This window comes from Halococcus sp. PRR34 (assembly GCF_028617175.1).
GTDB lineage: Archaea > Halobacteriota > Halobacteria > Halobacteriales > Halococcaceae > Halococcus > Halococcus salifodinae.
The window spans coordinates 38,810-53,483 of the sequence record NZ_JAQJDA010000017.1 but is presented as its reverse complement, the minus strand read 5'-3'; the positions used below and the strand labels follow the sequence as shown (position 1 = coordinate 53,483).

At 61.8% G+C, this 14,674-nt stretch carries 13 protein-coding genes and 2 pseudogenes; 9 read left to right on the top strand and 6 right to left on the bottom strand.

Features of this window, described 5'->3' with window-relative positions; genetic code table 11:
- Nucleotides 1–449 precede the first annotated feature (449 nt).
- The 3 genes from PHA81_RS16490 (at nt 450) to PHA81_RS16480 (ending at nt 3,229) form a co-directional block, all read left to right on the top strand.
- Entirely contained in the window at nt 450–797 is a 348-nt protein-coding gene (locus PHA81_RS16490; RefSeq protein WP_273837610.1) for a hypothetical protein, read from the top strand.
- Between the two features lie 95 nt (nt 798–892).
- Entirely contained in the window at nt 893–1,954 is a 1,062-nt protein-coding gene (locus tag PHA81_RS16485) for a hypothetical protein (protein WP_273837609.1), read from the top strand.
- Nucleotides 1,955–2,065: 111 nt separating this feature from the next.
- Nucleotides 2,066–3,229: a hypothetical protein gene (locus PHA81_RS16480; protein ID WP_273837608.1), complete on the top strand. Its 1,164-nt coding sequence runs from the start codon at nt 2,066–2,068 to the stop codon at nt 3,227–3,229.
- A gap of 13 nt (nt 3,230–3,242) precedes the next feature.
- Here the strand turns inward: PHA81_RS16480 and PHA81_RS16475 are convergent, their stop codons facing one another.
- Together PHA81_RS16475 and PHA81_RS16470 are read right to left on the bottom strand one after the other, a co-directional pair.
- Nucleotides 3,243–4,466, bottom strand: a complete 1,224-nt coding sequence (locus PHA81_RS16475) for a transposase (RefSeq protein WP_273837607.1) — start codon at nt 4,464–4,466, stop codon at nt 3,243–3,245.
- 3 nt (nt 4,467–4,469) lie between these two features.
- Nucleotides 4,470–4,598 (bottom strand): hypothetical protein, encoded by a 129-nt coding sequence (locus tag PHA81_RS16470; RefSeq protein WP_273837606.1) that lies wholly within the window; start codon nt 4,596–4,598, stop codon nt 4,470–4,472.
- Between the two features lie 52 nt (nt 4,599–4,650).
- On the opposite strand from PHA81_RS16470, the gene tnpA reads away from it, so the two are divergent.
- Both tnpA and PHA81_RS16460 read left to right on the top strand, forming a co-directional pair.
- Nucleotides 4,651–5,049 carry an IS200/IS605 family transposase gene (tnpA, locus tag PHA81_RS16465; protein ID WP_273837605.1) on the top strand — a complete coding sequence of 133 codons (399 nt, stop codon included), beginning with the start codon at nt 4,651–4,653 and terminating at the stop codon, nt 5,047–5,049.
- Between the two features lie 715 nt (nt 5,050–5,764).
- Nucleotides 5,765–6,004: pseudogene (locus PHA81_RS16460) on the top strand (hypothetical protein); the annotation flags it as partial.
- A 91-nt stretch (nt 6,005–6,095) separates the two neighbouring features.
- Here PHA81_RS16460 and PHA81_RS16455 read toward each other — a convergent pair.
- Nucleotides 6,096–7,364, bottom strand: a pseudogene (locus tag PHA81_RS16455) (transposase); the annotation flags it as partial.
- 395 nt (nt 7,365–7,759) lie between these two features.
- Between PHA81_RS16455 and PHA81_RS16450 the strand changes: the two are divergent.
- The gene (locus PHA81_RS16450) at nt 7,760–7,960 is read left to right on the top strand and encodes a hypothetical protein (RefSeq protein WP_273837603.1); all 201 of its coding nucleotides are present in this window, start codon (nt 7,760–7,762) and stop codon (nt 7,958–7,960) included.
- 420 nt (nt 7,961–8,380) lie between these two features.
- Here the strand turns inward: PHA81_RS16450 and PHA81_RS16445 are convergent, their stop codons facing one another.
- Nucleotides 8,381–9,754: a UDP-N-acetylglucosamine 2-epimerase gene (locus PHA81_RS16445; RefSeq protein WP_273837602.1), complete on the bottom strand. Its 1,374-nt coding sequence runs from the start codon at nt 9,752–9,754 to the stop codon at nt 8,381–8,383.
- Between the two features lie 213 nt (nt 9,755–9,967).
- Between PHA81_RS16445 and PHA81_RS16440 the strand changes: the two genes are divergently transcribed.
- Both PHA81_RS16440 and PHA81_RS16435 read left to right on the top strand, forming a co-directional pair.
- Nucleotides 9,968–10,786: a luciferase gene (locus PHA81_RS16440; protein WP_273837601.1), complete on the top strand. Its 819-nt coding sequence runs from the start codon at nt 9,968–9,970 to the stop codon at nt 10,784–10,786.
- A 158-nt stretch (nt 10,787–10,944) separates the two neighbouring features.
- The gene (locus PHA81_RS16435; RefSeq protein ID WP_273837600.1) at nt 10,945–11,073 is read left to right on the top strand and encodes a hypothetical protein; all 129 of its coding nucleotides are present in this window, start codon (nt 10,945–10,947) and stop codon (nt 11,071–11,073) included.
- A 333-nt stretch (nt 11,074–11,406) separates the two neighbouring features.
- On the opposite strand, the gene PHA81_RS16430 is transcribed toward PHA81_RS16435, so the two are convergent.
- Together PHA81_RS16430 and PHA81_RS16425 are read right to left on the bottom strand one after the other, a co-directional pair.
- Entirely contained in the window at nt 11,407–11,694 is a 288-nt protein-coding gene (locus PHA81_RS16430; RefSeq protein WP_273837599.1) for a hypothetical protein, read from the bottom strand.
- 235 nt (nt 11,695–11,929) lie between these two features.
- Entirely contained in the window at nt 11,930–13,624 is a 1,695-nt protein-coding gene (locus PHA81_RS16425; protein ID WP_273837598.1) for an adenine deaminase C-terminal domain-containing protein, read from the bottom strand.
- Nucleotides 13,625–14,020: 396 nt separating this feature from the next.
- On the opposite strand from PHA81_RS16425, the gene PHA81_RS16420 reads away from it, so the two are divergent.
- On the top strand, nt 14,021–14,650 hold the full coding sequence (locus PHA81_RS16420; protein WP_005043610.1) for an ECF transporter S component: 630 nt from the start codon (nt 14,021–14,023) through the stop codon (nt 14,648–14,650).
- The last annotated feature ends 24 nt before the right edge of the window (nt 14,651–14,674 follow it).

Below are 14,674 nucleotides of genomic sequence, written 5' to 3'. Positions count from 1 at the left end.
CGTATCGCGGCCTGCTCGCATCTTCGGTGCTCGCTGCGGGCATGGCTCTTTGGTTCGACGACGTGGCCTGCGTCCCTCGAAACGGTGGCCGTCGCCCGTTTCGATCGAATGAAACTCGTCTGATGGCGGCGTCTTCGAACTCGGTAGATATCGTATTCGGAACCCGGCTTCGATAACGAACTCGCACTGCGTTCCGTTGGAGCATCTCCGGCGTGTCAGGGTTCGGACGAACTATCGGACATTCCCTCGAACGCTTGCTCGCCGCGGATCAGTTCATCGACGCCGTCGGTGAGCGTGACCTCACCGAACACAGTCACCCGGTTGACCACCGAGTACCCGTACGAGATAGCGCAGTGTCTCCTCAGCAACGGTCCGGGTTGTGTCGGACGCGTCGTCCACATTCAGGCGGCGTCCGATTCCGAGAACGAACTCGAATCGACGGTTCGCTGTTGCCGGACGTCCTCGAGCCGCCGAATCCGTCGCCGCACTGTTTCCCATTCACTGAGATCCATCCAGACCTCCTCGACCCCGCTTCAGTTTCGGCGTCCGTGCGGTCCTCGATCCGCACTGAGATCCATCCAGACCTCCTCGACCTGGTCGTAGTCGGCGTGATCGAGCGCGTTGACATCGCCGGGTCGTTCGGCGTCGTACCGTGCTCGGAGTTCCCGTTCGCGTGTCGTGAGCTCTTCGAGCTTTTCGTGGAGCTGGTCCGACGACAGGCCTTCGAGACGGCTACGCTTTCGCCATTCGAAGTAGGATTCGTTGCGCCGGTACGTCGCCGGACTGTCCCCGACTGATTTCGCCAGTCAATGACCCTACAGAGAGCTGTTTTCTCGCCCCGTGAGGAGTAGCGGGGCGAACGAGATATGATCGCCTCGCAGGCGTTCGAACCATGTCCCGAAGCTCCACTACCGAAGCGGACGAGTCGAGTAGTGACACACAACCGAAGCAGGCCCAGTCGTGCCTGACCGACCACGAGACGCCGGCTGTGAACGCCAGCGATGACGGCGAACACGAAAACGATACAGACGAGCTCGGGATTCCAGCGGGAATCGACCTCTCGATGCTTTCGATGTCGTGCGCCGAACTCGAAGCAGCGATGAGGCTGCCCTACCACGCCGCGGCCGATCTGATCGACGAACCAGCCGGTACTGATCCACGGTTCACGGGCGCGCTCGCGGACGACCGGCTGGCCGTCCTCACGAAACACCTCGTCGGCGTCGCCCACGAGAGCCGCGTCGCCATCACCGAGGCGGGGTGGTACGTCTCGGTGGTCGACCCCTCGAACGTCGTGATGGCGAGTGCGTGGCTGCCGGCCGCGGACTGGGCGGCGTACGACTGCGAGCGCGAGGGCGTGATCGGGCTCAACTGGGACGGCGACGGTGGGTCGGTAAGCCGCGCGCTGGCGCACTTCGAGCGGGGAGCCACCGTCGCAATCAGCTACGACGACCGCACGATCGCGCTCGACGACGGCATCCCTTTCGAGTTCAGTACGCTGGATCCGGGGAGTACCCGCCAGCCACCCGAAACGCCAGACCTGGTGCTCCCGAATTCGTTCACCCTGCCGGGCGTCGACATCGACGAGCTCACCGAGCGGATGGACGACATCGCCGATCACGTCGCCGTCGTCGGCTGTCCCGGGACGGACGGCATCGAACTCCGGGCGGAGGGTGACACCGCGGTGGTCACCAAGGAGTACGCCGGGTTCGATGACCTGACCGAGTTCGACGGGAGCAGGAAACACGACGTCTTTGCGACGTACATCGCCGCGGCCGATCGAACGGTGCTCAGCCTCGACTATCTCCGAAACGTCTTCTCGACGCCGCGGAAACGCGACCTCGAAACGGGCTATACGTTCCGGTTCGGTGATGGATTGCCGATGAAAATCGAGCGCCAGCTCGGCAGCGAGGGATTTCTCCGCTATCTCCAAGCACCGCGTGTCCACTCCGAGTGATAAAAACGGACGTCGATGAGCGTTCTGCTGGTTTTTGACGGCCCCTAAAGGGTGCAGGCGATCGAGAGCGGGTCGGTCGGTAATGACACGACTCAGAGAGGTGATCACAGAATGCAAGCACCCGACAGCCGGACGATCTTCGCCGGTCTCGACGGACGTACAGACACCCAACTTCCCGACTGGTACGCGGACGGAACAGTCAGCGCCGACGCCGACGTGGTGTCGTTCGCCGAGGCGATCCGCGACCTTCCGCGGGCGGTCGATACCACCGTGGCCTACCGCAACCCCCACACCGACGAGTGGGTCGACACGGAGCGGTTCAACGCGGTGGTCGAACCGTCCCGGCTGCGCGAGCAGGCGCAGGGGGCGAGCGATGCGGATCCGCTCTTTCACGTGCCATCCGACAGCTACACGATCCTCAACCCGGTGGACGTCTACGGGCCGCTGGAGGACGTGCTCGAAACGGAGACGGTCGACGGCCGCGCGCTCGGTGAGGTGATGTTCGGCGAGCTCCGTCGGTACCGGGCCGGCGGGGAGGTTCACATGGACGTCATGTTCGATGGGCTGGAGGTCCGGTTGCCCGGCCGAGGCGAGCCGATCACGATGGGCGTGACTACCGGCTACGATTTCTTCGGCGGCCATGCAGTGTACGTCGAAGGGTTCGCCCAGGACGGAACGTGTTCGAACACCATGCGCCAGCTCACCGAAAGGGAGCGCATCAAGCACGTCGGCGACGTCGTGGATTTCGAGGGGTGGTGGGAACGGCTGCTCGCCAGCCTCGAGCTGGTCGCCGACGACCTCTTCGCGTTCATCCGCGACGCGAGCCGGATCACCATCGATTTCACCGACGTGCCCTTCGGGGTCGAGGCGTTCTACACGCTGTGTGGCTTCCCGGAGTACCTCGCCGAGCGCGCGGCGAGCGACGCCGAGGCGAACGCGGACAACCCCTTCGAGATCGACATGTGGACGCTTCACTCGGGTGCGACCTACGCGCTGACCCACTTCTTCAAAGGGAAGGAAGGGACCGCGCTCGATGAGTACGTCGGCATCGCGAACGACGTGTTGTTCAATCCCGAGGCGACGATCGAACGGGTCGAGGAGACCTACGAGCAGCAACTACGTGCCCGCGAGGACGGTGTCCACTCCGATCTCGACGGCGAGCGCGGGCTCGCCCGGATCGAGCGTGTGCGCCAAAGCGTACACTCGGACGTCGAACAGTTCGAGTCGCGCGAGGCGGCCCTGCGCGAGCGCTTCGAAGCGGCGGTCGAACAGTGAACACTCCCCGCGCTCAAGGTGCGGGGCTTCCTGCTTCCACGACGTGCTGTGCATCCACCTGAATCGAAGTGAACGTAGGGAGCACAGTCTGCACAGGCGTTGATTCGGAGCGTCCCACCCCTATCTGCTTCAAGCCGCGAGAAAGGATATTCTTCGCCGCATTCAAGTCGCGGTCTTCAGTGTGGCCGCACGCCGGACACGAGTGCTCGCGCACCCACAGTGGTTTGCTGGTTTCGACACCGCACTCGGAACACTCTTTGGTCGTTCCGCGTGCATCGACGCGAACGACGTGGGTTCCGTACAGGTCGCCTTTGTATTCCAGTAGGTTGAGGAACCGGGACCACGCCGCGTCCTGCTTGTTCTTGGCCGACTGACTGGTTTCGAGCATCGGCTTCACGTTGAGGTCTTCGACCGCCACGAGGTCGTATTCCCGAGCCAGCCACGTCGAGAGTTTGTGCTGAAAGTCGAGTACCTTCCGGCGGATTCGGCGTTTCGCGCGGGCAACCTTCTGCCGTTGTTTCTCCCAGTTGGCCGAGCCGCATTCCTTCCGCTTGAGAGACCGCTGTTCGCGGGCGTACTGGTCGTACTCGTCGGAGAGGTTGAGACAGTCCACCGAGCAGTCGTCGGAGGTGTGGATGTACGACAGTATCCCGAGGTCCACGCCGACACACTCGGTGGGTTCTATCGTATCCGGTTCCGGTTTCTCCAGTTCGTAGGCTTCGACCACGAAGCACGCGAACCACGCGCCGGTTCGTTCCTTCTTGAGAACAGCCCGTTTGACGTTCTCGGTGTCCGGCAGGTCGCGGTGAGCACGAACGCGAATGTCGCCGATTTTCGAGAGGGTGAGCGTACCGAAGTCGTGACCCGTCGTGTGATTGACGTTGAAGCCTTCGGATTGGTACGCCACCGACCGAAACTCGCCCGCACCCTGCCACTTGAGCCGCCCGACCTTCCGACCGCTCTCCCGGTGTTCGCGGAGTATCTTCAAGTCGCGGTGAATCTGGCTCACCGTTTGTTGCGCGGCGTGCGCCGATACCTCCGCGAAGGTCGGCCACTGTTGTTTCCACCCAGTGAGCTTTCCGTGTTGGTCGTAGGCGCTCGGTCGGTCGTTGAACGACGAGCGGTAGTAGTCGCGGACGGCGTGGTTCCGTATCTGCCGGTGGGTTTCGATGTGCCGCCACGCTTCGCTCGCGGTGTCCGCGTCGGGATACGCGCGAAAGCGAAGCGTGAGGTCCATCGGTTACTCGGCCTCTTTCTCCCGCTGGTCGCGGATAGCTTTCTGAAGCAATCCGCTCGGAGAGAGGTGCGGCTGGTCTTCTAGCCACTCGCCGAGTTCGTCTGGGACTGTCACCGTGTATCGTTTGCTCACACTTCTACCACGTACTGATGCGTTTTAAGACTTTCTAGTGCGTAATGTGTGCATGAATGTTCGTCGCGGGAACCACACCGTCTATACGATTAACTATCACTTCGTCTGGTGTCCGAAGTACCGACACGCCATACTCGACAGGATTGAGTTGTCGCTTGAGCGGAGTATCCACAACGTGGCTGAGAAACGCGGATACGACGTTCTCTCATTGCATATCGGCCCGGACCACGTTCACCTGTTCCTGTCGGCTCACCCGAAATACGCTCCCAGTGAGATTGCGCGAACGGTGAAGAGTATCACCGCACGCGAGATGTGGGAACAGCACGAATCGCTGTTGTCGCGGTTTTTCTGGGGAGGTGGGTTCTGGGAACGCTCGTTCTATGTCGGGACCACCGGAGAAATGAGCAGTCGGACTGTGGAAATGTACATCAACCGAACGGAGCACGTCTGATACGAGCTTACGGCCTTCACCCTCGGGGTCAAGCCCCGAGGCACTCGGCCTGAAATTATCGTAGGCCGTCGGCGAGCAGACCGGGGGTCTATTCCCCGTATTCGTCGAGTCCGGTGGCACCGTCCTGTCGAACGCGAACAGTCGTCCCGAAAGCAGTGTGTCTTCGGCCACCAGCCCACACTCCCACCACCCCACCCTCCGCTATCGGCCTTCGGCCGATAGCCACGACCGTGCCACCGCTCGGTTCGGGGTCTGACCACGAGCAGTGTCGAAATCGGAGGCGGGTCGTCGGGCTCCGAACTCGATGCAGAGAGATCGCGTCGGCAAGCGATATCTCGGTTGCGGTCTCGCTGGTGATCTCACTCATAGAACATTTTCCAGCCCACAAAGAGCGAGGGCGTGATCGACGGGTCCTCGATGGAAAGTGAAACTCATGTCAGAACACACGGCTCCGAGCAGTACCGTGGTCGATAGCATCGACAGCGACGGAACAACGACTCATGGCGACGGGTATCGCATCGAGAAACGACACAAAACGATCGTTACGGGACGGCGAGAAGACCGTATCGATCCAGCCACTGCTGGAATCGGCCCGCTCGACGCCACCCTACCCGCCGATGGCAGGCCGGTCGTGGGCGAGAACGCACACCCCACGTCCACCGACCCGAAGACGAACGCTTCCACCGAGCCGACGGCGGCCGACACCACACCGGCACCGCGAACCCGCCGCGCCCGCGAGGAGGACATGGACGTATCGCTGCTCAGGAAGGGCGGCATCTACGAGGTCCGCTCGGAATCGGGTAACACCTACGAGGTCGATGTCGCCGCCGGCACCTGCACGTGTCTCGACTGGCAGCGACGCGAACCGGACGGTGGCTGCAAACACCTTCGGCGGGTCGACATGGTGATCAAGGCCGGCACCGTGCCCCGTCCCGATGGACGGATCCCTGATTGACATCCTCCCCGCCCTGCTCGCGCCCATCCGGGCGCTCGCTGAGGACGGGGATTCCCGACCGCAGTTGGGATATTAGGGTTCGCGGTTCGCGGTTCGCAACCTGTTCTCGCGGGGCAAAAGCGCCCTCGCTACGGTCGAACAAGTGAACCGCTGGCTGTGCCAACCAGCCGTTATCCCTATCCGTCCGATCAGACGGATTCGGGAGTACCTTCTGTCGGATGTTTTCGGCTCCGTTTGTGTCGGCGTTCGCAACCAACCCGCACTCCTCGCAAACATACAGCCCGCGCTCGACGCGCTGGCGGTCGTCGGTTCGGCCGCAGGCAGAACACGACATCGACGTATTCCGCTCGGAGACGGATACGACCTCGATACCCTCGGTCTCGGCTTTGTACGTGAGCATCGTCGTGAAACGGTCGAACGCCCATCCGTGGAGGTCAAGGTTGCCGTGATCGCCCCAATTTCGGGCGTCGCCGGTTTCATCGTCTTCGCGGATGCCACCGAGGTCGCCGACGGCAATTGTGCCAACGTCACGCTCGACGCACTCCGCAACAATCGCTTTCGAGAGCGTGTGCAAGAAGTGCGTCCGCCGGTCGGTGCACTTTCGATCGAGTCGCCGGGCTTCGCGCGACGAACTCTTGTCACATTCGGCACGCTTCTTGGCGAAGTAGTAGTCGTCCTCTTTGAGCGCGCCACCGGGATACAGCAGGGATTCGTCACCGAACGAGACGGCGGCGACGTTGCATATCCCGAGGTCAATCCCGGCAACTCCGTTGCCGGGTGCGTCGGGTACGTCAATTTCGACGCGGCAAACGATATGCAACCGCCACACGCCGTGTTCGTACACAGCGCGCACCTGTTGAACGTTCTCGACGGTCGTGTCTCGTGGCCCGATGACATCGTACTCGCAGAGTACGAAGTCGGCCCACCCGTCCTTGAGGTTCTTGCCCTTTGAGAGTCTGAGACGGTCGTTCGCGGCATCGTGTTTGAAGCCTTTTTGCTTGAACGTGACCGTCGGGCGTGGGTGTTCATCGCCGTTCTTGCGGTAGCCGGGCGGGTTCGCTTTCGTGTCCCCGTTGTCGCGCTTGCCGAACCACCCAGTGAACGCTTCACCGAGTTCTTGGAGAACTCGCTGACTGGACTGTGAATGAAGGTCCGCGTAGCGTTCGTGAGTTTTGAGATACGACATAAGCGTGTTAGCGTTGGGAATCTGGCCGCACGCATCCCAGACACGTTGGGCGGTCCATCGTCCAACGTTCCAGAGTTTCGCGGCGGCGAACCCAAGCGAATCGAGGTCGTCACGAACCTGCCCGTAGTTACGAATGCGGGCGCGATAGGTGCGTGTGGCGACCTGTTTCGCCATACGTAACCTATGTATCTAAATAAACATAGGTTTTTCGACCGGCGAATATGCAGCGATGCAGAATCCGGCGACCGCCGAAGCAAGCTTACGGCGCGCATCCCCACCCTACTCGCTTGTGCGTCCGATTGGATCGGACGCCCGGCGCTCGTTGAGGGTGGGGCTTTGTGCCTGTCTTTCAGGTAATGGACCGAGCCATCGAGGAGACGACCAGACTGGAAGCCGTGGTGGCGGTTCGATCCTCCTGAACGACGTGCTTCGCCGCACGTCGTCCGTTTTTCGCCCCGGAAAGGGGTGCGAGGTGTGACAAAAGACGCCTCGCAAACCACTATGACGAGCGAACTACGAACCAGTCGTCCGAGAGCAACGACCGGGAAACGATTCACGGCGGTGCTCGCATGACAGCCCGCGAGCGCCTCCGGATGCAGCTCGCACAGGCGCTTACCCGGAGCGAGTCGCCAGTCGTCCGCGCGCATCTCCGGGCTGCCCTGCGGGCATACGAGGAGCTGCCACCGTCGTCACTCGTCGAGTGTCCGCTCTGTGGGCGGGTTGGGCTTCCCGATCGGCTTCACATCCACGACTGCCAGGGCGAGCAGTAGTAAAGACGTACTCCGCGGCTTCGATCGGGGCCCGTAGTGACCGACAGGAGGGCCCGTCCCGATCTCGGTATCGGGTGCGCGATCGTGCCGAGTAGAACGTAGCTTCGCCGTTGATTTGAGCCATAGAGAATTCACGCGATCCCCGGACGCTTGGATTGCCAGTGGGGTCGTTTGGAGATACGCTCCGGCTGATGCCGCCGTGTCAATCGTCGTCGCTACAGAAATACAGCGAGAATGTCGCGGGGCGGGACGCTCCGAATCAACGTCCGTGCAGACTGTGCTCCCTACGGTCACTGCCGCTCAGGTGGATGCACAGCACGTCGTGGAAGTGGGAAGCCCCGCGATCGTTCGAGACGGCTTTGCCGTCTCGTGATGACGAGAGACCTCTGGTCTCTCGAACCACTTGACCGCGGGGTATGTTCACAGATATTCGAAGTTCTGCTCACCACCCTCGAACCCCAGTCGCTCGTGCGCCCATTCGAACGGTTCCTCCCCGCGTCGCTCTTCGAGGAACTCGACGATCGAATCGCCGACGTTCTCGCCGTAGATGGCTGCTCCATCCGACAGCTGGTTCCGTACCGAAGCGGTTTCGTACACGTGTTCGACCATCTCGTACATCGCTTCGCCACTGATCGGTGGCACGAGGAGGTTCGTCCGGGCATCGAACACCGTCTCCGGGCGGTCGGTGTTGTATCGTGCTGTGAGGCAGAACGTTTCGTCGATGTGGTTCAGCTCCTCCTGCATGCTTCCAGAATCGGTGAGTTCGGCGAAACACTGGCCCGAGCGGAGGAACTCGTAGACGTGGGCGTGTTTCTTCCAGAGCCCGGTAAAGAGGAAGTGCTCGTGATCGTCGGCGAGATCGAGAAGCCGATCGCGCAGCCCGTAGTTTTCGAGTGCCGTCCGTGTCGCAGTGAGTTCGACGAAGTTGACGTTGTGGCCGGCCTCGACGAGACGGACGACACAGTCGACGATGGCGCGAAAGCGGTCCGGTAGCAGGTTCGCCCGTCGGTGGATATCGACACGGATCCAGTCGTCGCGATCCTCCAGTATGGGATACACGTCGAACACCGACTCGTCGAGATCCGCGGCTGCTTTCATCTCGATCGCGTCGACCACGGAGTTGCCGACCACCGGGATCCGGTCGACACCATCGACCTCGTCCGGGTACCCTTCACGGACGAGATGCTCACGGTTCAGCTCCGTTGGCGCGAATTGATAGATGGAAGCCGCCGAGCCGACGAACGTATCGTACTGTTCGGGGAACGGTTCGGTACGGTTGAGTGACCACTCGCCCTCCCACTGGTCGTCGATGAACGCCGCTGGCTCGGAACGGTTCTCGAACGACGGCGACATGCCCCGCAGGCCGGCCTCGTTGTGTGCCACCCGTCGATTCGTCGCGAACATCCACGCCTGTGGGACGATCCCGGCAGCGAGCGTGTCGCCGTGAACGAGCGGGAGAACGGTCGTGTCCGGATATTCCTCGTCGAGGTAGCCGGCAACCGACTCGATCCGTGTCATCAGTTCGGCGGTCTTCTGTGAGAGACCGCCACGGATTCCGAGGTCGACAGCGACGCTGTCTTCGATGTCGTACTCGGCGAGACCATGACCGAGGAGATCGTCGTGGTGCTGACCGGTGTGCAACACGAAGCACGGGAACCCACGACGGCGCGCAGCCATGACCACGGGCGCTTGCTTGTAGAAATCGGGCTTGGTCGCAGTCACGACCGCCAGCACGAAATCGTCGGCCGTCATCTGTTCGGCGAGTCGGCCGTCGTAGACCGTGATGTCGTCCATCGTGGTTCGGTTGCGCTCCTCGTGAGATAGTATGTGTTGATATACAGTGTCCGATCGTGGTGCGGTCCACGAAACGCTCGCCCATCGCGGATCGACGGAGTTTTTCGACCGCCTCTCAATACCGTGTGTATGGTCGCACAGACGATGGATCGTGTTCCGCGAGAGTAGTACAGACCACCACGTTTTCTCCCGCAACCACGGTGGTGGGAACGCATGATTGCGCTCGAAGGGTTCGCCCAAAGCGGATTCGACGGCGTCGCACTCAAACCCACGGAGATCGATCTCGATCGGGTGACCGCCACCGGCATCGAGACCGTGGTGATCGATTACGAGGGCCGCGAGCACGTGCCGGATGCGACACGACTCGCAGAACTCACTACGGAGACCACGTTGCGCGTCACGACGCCGGTCCGCGCCGACGGGTTCGACCCGCTGGGTGACGACCACCGCTCCGAGCGACTTCCCACTGGCGTCGAGCGAATACTCGTCGCCGGCAATCCCGCGTACCTCACCGAGACCGAACGCAAACGTGCCGTTGGCCCACGCCTCGGTGCGGCCCGCGAACGCACGCCGGACGCCTGGGTCGGGACGGAGGGTGTCGAACGACTCGCGCTGGCGGCCGGCGGGACCCAGTTCGAACTCCTCGCGCCGACGACCGCTCACGAGGTACGGGCGCTCCGCGCAGCGGGCTTCGAGGGATCGATCGCCGTCTATGCCCCAGTCGTTCGCACCGACGACGAGGACACGCTGCTCGACGCGCTCGGTGCCTACGTCGCTCGTCGCGGCTCGGTCGCTGGCGCTCTCGACGACGCGCGGTCAGAGAGAACCGAGCGGACGGCCGTTGCCGATGGAGCGCCGACCGACGCCACGGCAAACGGACAGGCTCGGTCGATCCTCCTGAACGCGATTGAGGAGTTCGCACTCGTCGGCCAGCCCGAGCGGATCGACGAACGCATCGAGCAGCTCCGTGCCGTCGGTGTCGATACCATCGTCGGCTACCCAGCCCGAGGACCGGACGCAGTTGGTCGGTGATCGGCCACCACTCATCCAGTGCTGTCCAACATGGGACGTATCCGTCGAAACACGATGAATCTCGGCCGAAACGACCCAAACGGCAACTGTGCCGCGTCGACGAGATAGGCCTCACGTATATTTCGACCAGAACGGCGCGACGCCGTGGCTCCTGAACGATGCGACCGCTGATCGGTATCGGCCCGTCGCGCCACCGCGACACCGCGCCGCCGACCACGACGCCGGCGAGCAGCCAGAACGCACTGTTTCCCATGCTCCAGTTGTACGACATCATCCACGACGAGTAGGCGTGGTAGGCGAGCACTGCACACACCACCGCGACCCAGAGCACACGCTCGTCGCCGCTCGTCCCGATCGCCAGCCGGTACGCGACCCACAGTACCGCCACCACCACGAGCACGTACAGCCCAAACCCAACGAACCCGGTCGCGGCGAGGTTCGAGAGGTCGTGTTATGGATCCCGAGATCCGCGCGGCCGATATAGCTTGACGAAACGAGATAGAAGTTCTTCCCACTTCTGTGATCCACCGGAGTCGAGAGATGTGACAATGTGTGATTATTGGTCATGCGACGTTTGTGACTCGGCAAGGAGTGAACGAACCCAGGAATCCGATGGCGTATCAGATGGACTCCGGTTCCCACTCAGTTTCTTCCCCAGGCGCAGGTGGAGACCGATCGGAGTACCCTTTCCGCCCGATCGCCCTGTCATCGACCATGTTCAGTACTGCCTGTCGAGCATCCTCGGGCGAGTCGAACTCCTCTCCTTGGAGCGGTTCGAAGAGATTTTTAAGTGTCTGTGTCCCGTTCGGCAGTTCCACCTCGTGGTCACCGTAGTCCTCGATGAGATCGATACTCGTCGCTGGATAGCTGTGATTGTCGATTCTGTCGGCCAACGTCCCGAACTCCACCCCCTGCTCCCGTGTCTTGTCGGTATCTCTTCCTCCCATTGGAAGGTATCTTCGTGTTCCTCACAAAAGATAGTTATGGCCATCTACGTTTCGGGGACCGATCAATCTACTGTATCGAATAATGATCTGCAACAATAGATTTGATTTTAAGTGGTGAGTTGAGGCTCACTTCGGAGTGAGTCTATAAACGGTTTGTCTGCAACCACCGAAACAAATCATTATTCAACAGAACAGATCAATCGGTATCGAGGACGACATCGACGGTCGACCCCGTACGGACGTCCACAAGCCCGTGATCCGTGAGGCGGAGTTCGGGGATCACCTCCAGCGTCAGATTGTCGAGTTCCATCACGCCGCCGGAGAGTGTGAGCCCGAGGTCGCGGGCTGCATCGTCGACCGTAGCGAGTTTCCGCGCGACTTCGGCGGGAGATTCCGACGAGAGCAGCCCTGCGATCGGGAGTTCGAGCGACGTGATCCCCGCGGTGTGATTCTCGGCGTCTTCGATATGTGGATCATACACACCGAGACCACCGCCGATCGTTCGGAGGTGGTTCGCGAGGCGAGCCATCGCCGTATGGGACGTCCCGACGACGACGAGATTGTGTGCGTCGTGAGCGACCGTGCTCGCGATCGCTCCACGTTGGAGTCCGAACCCGTGGACGAACCCGGTGCCGATCGTGCCATCGTTGCCGTGGCGTTCGATCACCGCGGCCGGCAGGAAGTCGGACTCCATGTTCGCATGAAGCACGCCGTCCACGGCGGGGACGGTGCCGATCGTCTCGGCCGTGGTTTGGCTTGTGTGATCGATCGCTCGGACGGTGTGGCGTGCCGATGTGGTGGCTGTGTGGGCGAGGTCATGTGCGACGACGGGTTCGAACTGAACCGTGTTGCGCTCGAACAGTTCCGGTCGATCGGTCTCGGGAGCCGACACCGGCTCCGGATCCAGTTTGCCATTGATCAAGACGTGGGCGACCGCCCAGGTCTCCAGATCATCAAGTAACACGAGGTCGGCAGGTACTCCCGGGGCGATCCGACCGAACGGAAGCCCGTACGCATCGGCCGTGTTGACCGTCGCGAGCTGGACGGCAGTGACCGGATCGACACCAGCGTCAATGACCATTCGGACCGCCTCGTCGATCCCGGCATGATCCTGGAGGTCGTCGACGTAGAAGTTGTCCGTACACAGCGAGAGCCGGCGGGAGTCGATCTCGTCGATAAGTGGGAGGAGGGCTCTGAGATTCGGGCTCGAAGATCCTTCGCGGAGATGCAGACGGAGCCCCGCGCGGGCCTTCTCGCGGGCCGCCTCCGCGGTGCGGCTCTCGTGGTCGTTGTCGAGAAAGCGTGCCGCCTCCTGGAGGTCCGCGCCACTGATACCCGAGAGATGACCGTCGATCCGCAAGCCAGCGTCGCGGGCGATTCGAATCTTCGCGTGGATTCCGGCCTCTCCTGTGAGCAACGCCTTCGTGTCCATCACCTCCCCGAGCGCGACGACGTTCGGTTCGTTACAGAGCGCCGCCACGTCCTCGGGACCGATCCTTGCGCCCGCAGTCTGGAGGTCGGTCGCCGGTACACAGGACGGCACTGCAAAGCGTGTCTTGATCGATGTCCGATCGTTTTCACGACACAGTGCCCGGACGCCGTTGGCCCCGAGGACGTTCCCGATTTCGTGGGGATCGGCGATGATACTCGTCACGCCCCGAGGCACGACCGCTTCCGCGTACCGCGGCAGAGTGAGCATCGTCGACTCGATATGCATGTGTGCGTTGATCAGCCCGGGTGCGATGTAGTTCGCCTCGAGTTCACGGGCTGCGGGGCGCTCGCCGAACGCGACTACCTCGCCATTATCGATTGCGATGGCCCGGTCTTCGAGAGTGCCGGTGAGCACGTCGACGACGGTTCCGCGGACCAGGGTGTCGACAGGGCTCGTCACGGCAGACGCTCCTGTATTGATCTGCAGCGACTATCGATCCATCCGTGACGGTGGTGTCGTTGGTTCGTGGGGCGATCCAGTGAGCCACGCCGCCGAATCGCCTGATCGGCTCTCATCGTCGGCTCCGATACGGTTCCGTTACCACCGCCATTATCACGACGCTCGAGCAGAACATGCCACTCCTACAGGAGGCCAACTTAAGCCTCTCCTGCCCACCCCGAAACAGGCCGACTTATACAAACAGACAGCAAGAGGACAAGTCATTCAGATTATAGCATATTTGCACAACAGTTTTACTACCCGGTCCGAAACCACGCACATGATCAACAAGATACAAGCTAGCAGTGAAGAACCGGCTCTGGGCGCCGGGCGAGACAGCGAACAGAATCATCTCGCATGAGCAGCACCGAACAGTCTGACGGCTTCATCGAGAGAATCCAGAACGATTTCTCGACGGAAGCGTGGGTCCTTATCCCCGTCGGGGTCGGTATCAACGTCGTCGTCGGAACGATCGTGCAAACGCTTCGGATCCCCCTCTTTTTGGACACGATCGGGACGATGCTCGTTGCCATTCTCGCGGGACCATGGGTCGCGGTCGTCGCTGGGATCCTCACCAACCTCGTGCTTGGGTTCACGGCCGGCCCACAACTCATTCCTTTCGCACTCGTCAACATCGCCATCGCACTCGTCGTTGGCTATATGGCCAAGCGGGGGTGGTTCCGGATCTCGAACACCATCGGCTACTGGCGGCTGATCGCCGCTGGCGTCATCATCGCACTCGTGGGAACGGCCTTCAGCGCGCCGATCAGCGTGTTCGTCTTCGGGGGCGTCACGCCGGGCGCGCAGGGAGCGGTCACGGCCGCGTTTCTCGCGTCGGGTAACGCGATCTGGACGAGCGTCGTTTCGGCCTCGTTCATCACCGAACCGATCGATAAGATCATTAGTATCACGGTTGCGTACTTCATCGCCCAGTCGGTACCGCTGCGATACCTCCCTCGTCGCGGCATGAACGCACTGAGCGAGTGATCACGCTGAGAGGTCGCGTTCCTA

Excerpts from the sequence above, each read along its gene's own strand:
- PHA81_RS16420 (WP_005043610.1), top strand. The coding sequence starts at position 14,021 with ATGAGCAGCACCGAACAGTCTGACGGCTTCATCGAGAGAATCCAGAAC.
- PHA81_RS16450 (WP_273837603.1), top strand. The coding sequence starts at position 7,760 with ATGACAGCCCGCGAGCGCCTCCGGATGCAGCTCGCACAGGCGCTTACC.
- PHA81_RS16445 (WP_273837602.1), bottom strand. The coding sequence starts at position 9,754 with ATGGACGACATCACGGTCTACGACGGCCGACTCGCCGAACAGATGACG.
- PHA81_RS16440 (WP_273837601.1), top strand. The coding sequence starts at position 9,968 with ATGATTGCGCTCGAAGGGTTCGCCCAAAGCGGATTCGACGGCGTCGCA.
- PHA81_RS16480 (WP_273837608.1), top strand. The coding sequence starts at position 2,066 with ATGCAAGCACCCGACAGCCGGACGATCTTCGCCGGTCTCGACGGACGT.
- PHA81_RS16435 (WP_273837600.1), top strand. The coding sequence starts at position 10,945 with ATGCGACCGCTGATCGGTATCGGCCCGTCGCGCCACCGCGACACCGCG.
- tnpA (WP_273837605.1), top strand. The coding sequence starts at position 4,651 with ATGAATGTTCGTCGCGGGAACCACACCGTCTATACGATTAACTATCAC.
- PHA81_RS16485 (WP_273837609.1), top strand. The coding sequence starts at position 893 with ATGTCCCGAAGCTCCACTACCGAAGCGGACGAGTCGAGTAGTGACACA.
- PHA81_RS16475 (WP_273837607.1), bottom strand. The coding sequence starts at position 4,466 with ATGGACCTCACGCTTCGCTTTCGCGCGTATCCCGACGCGGACACCGCG.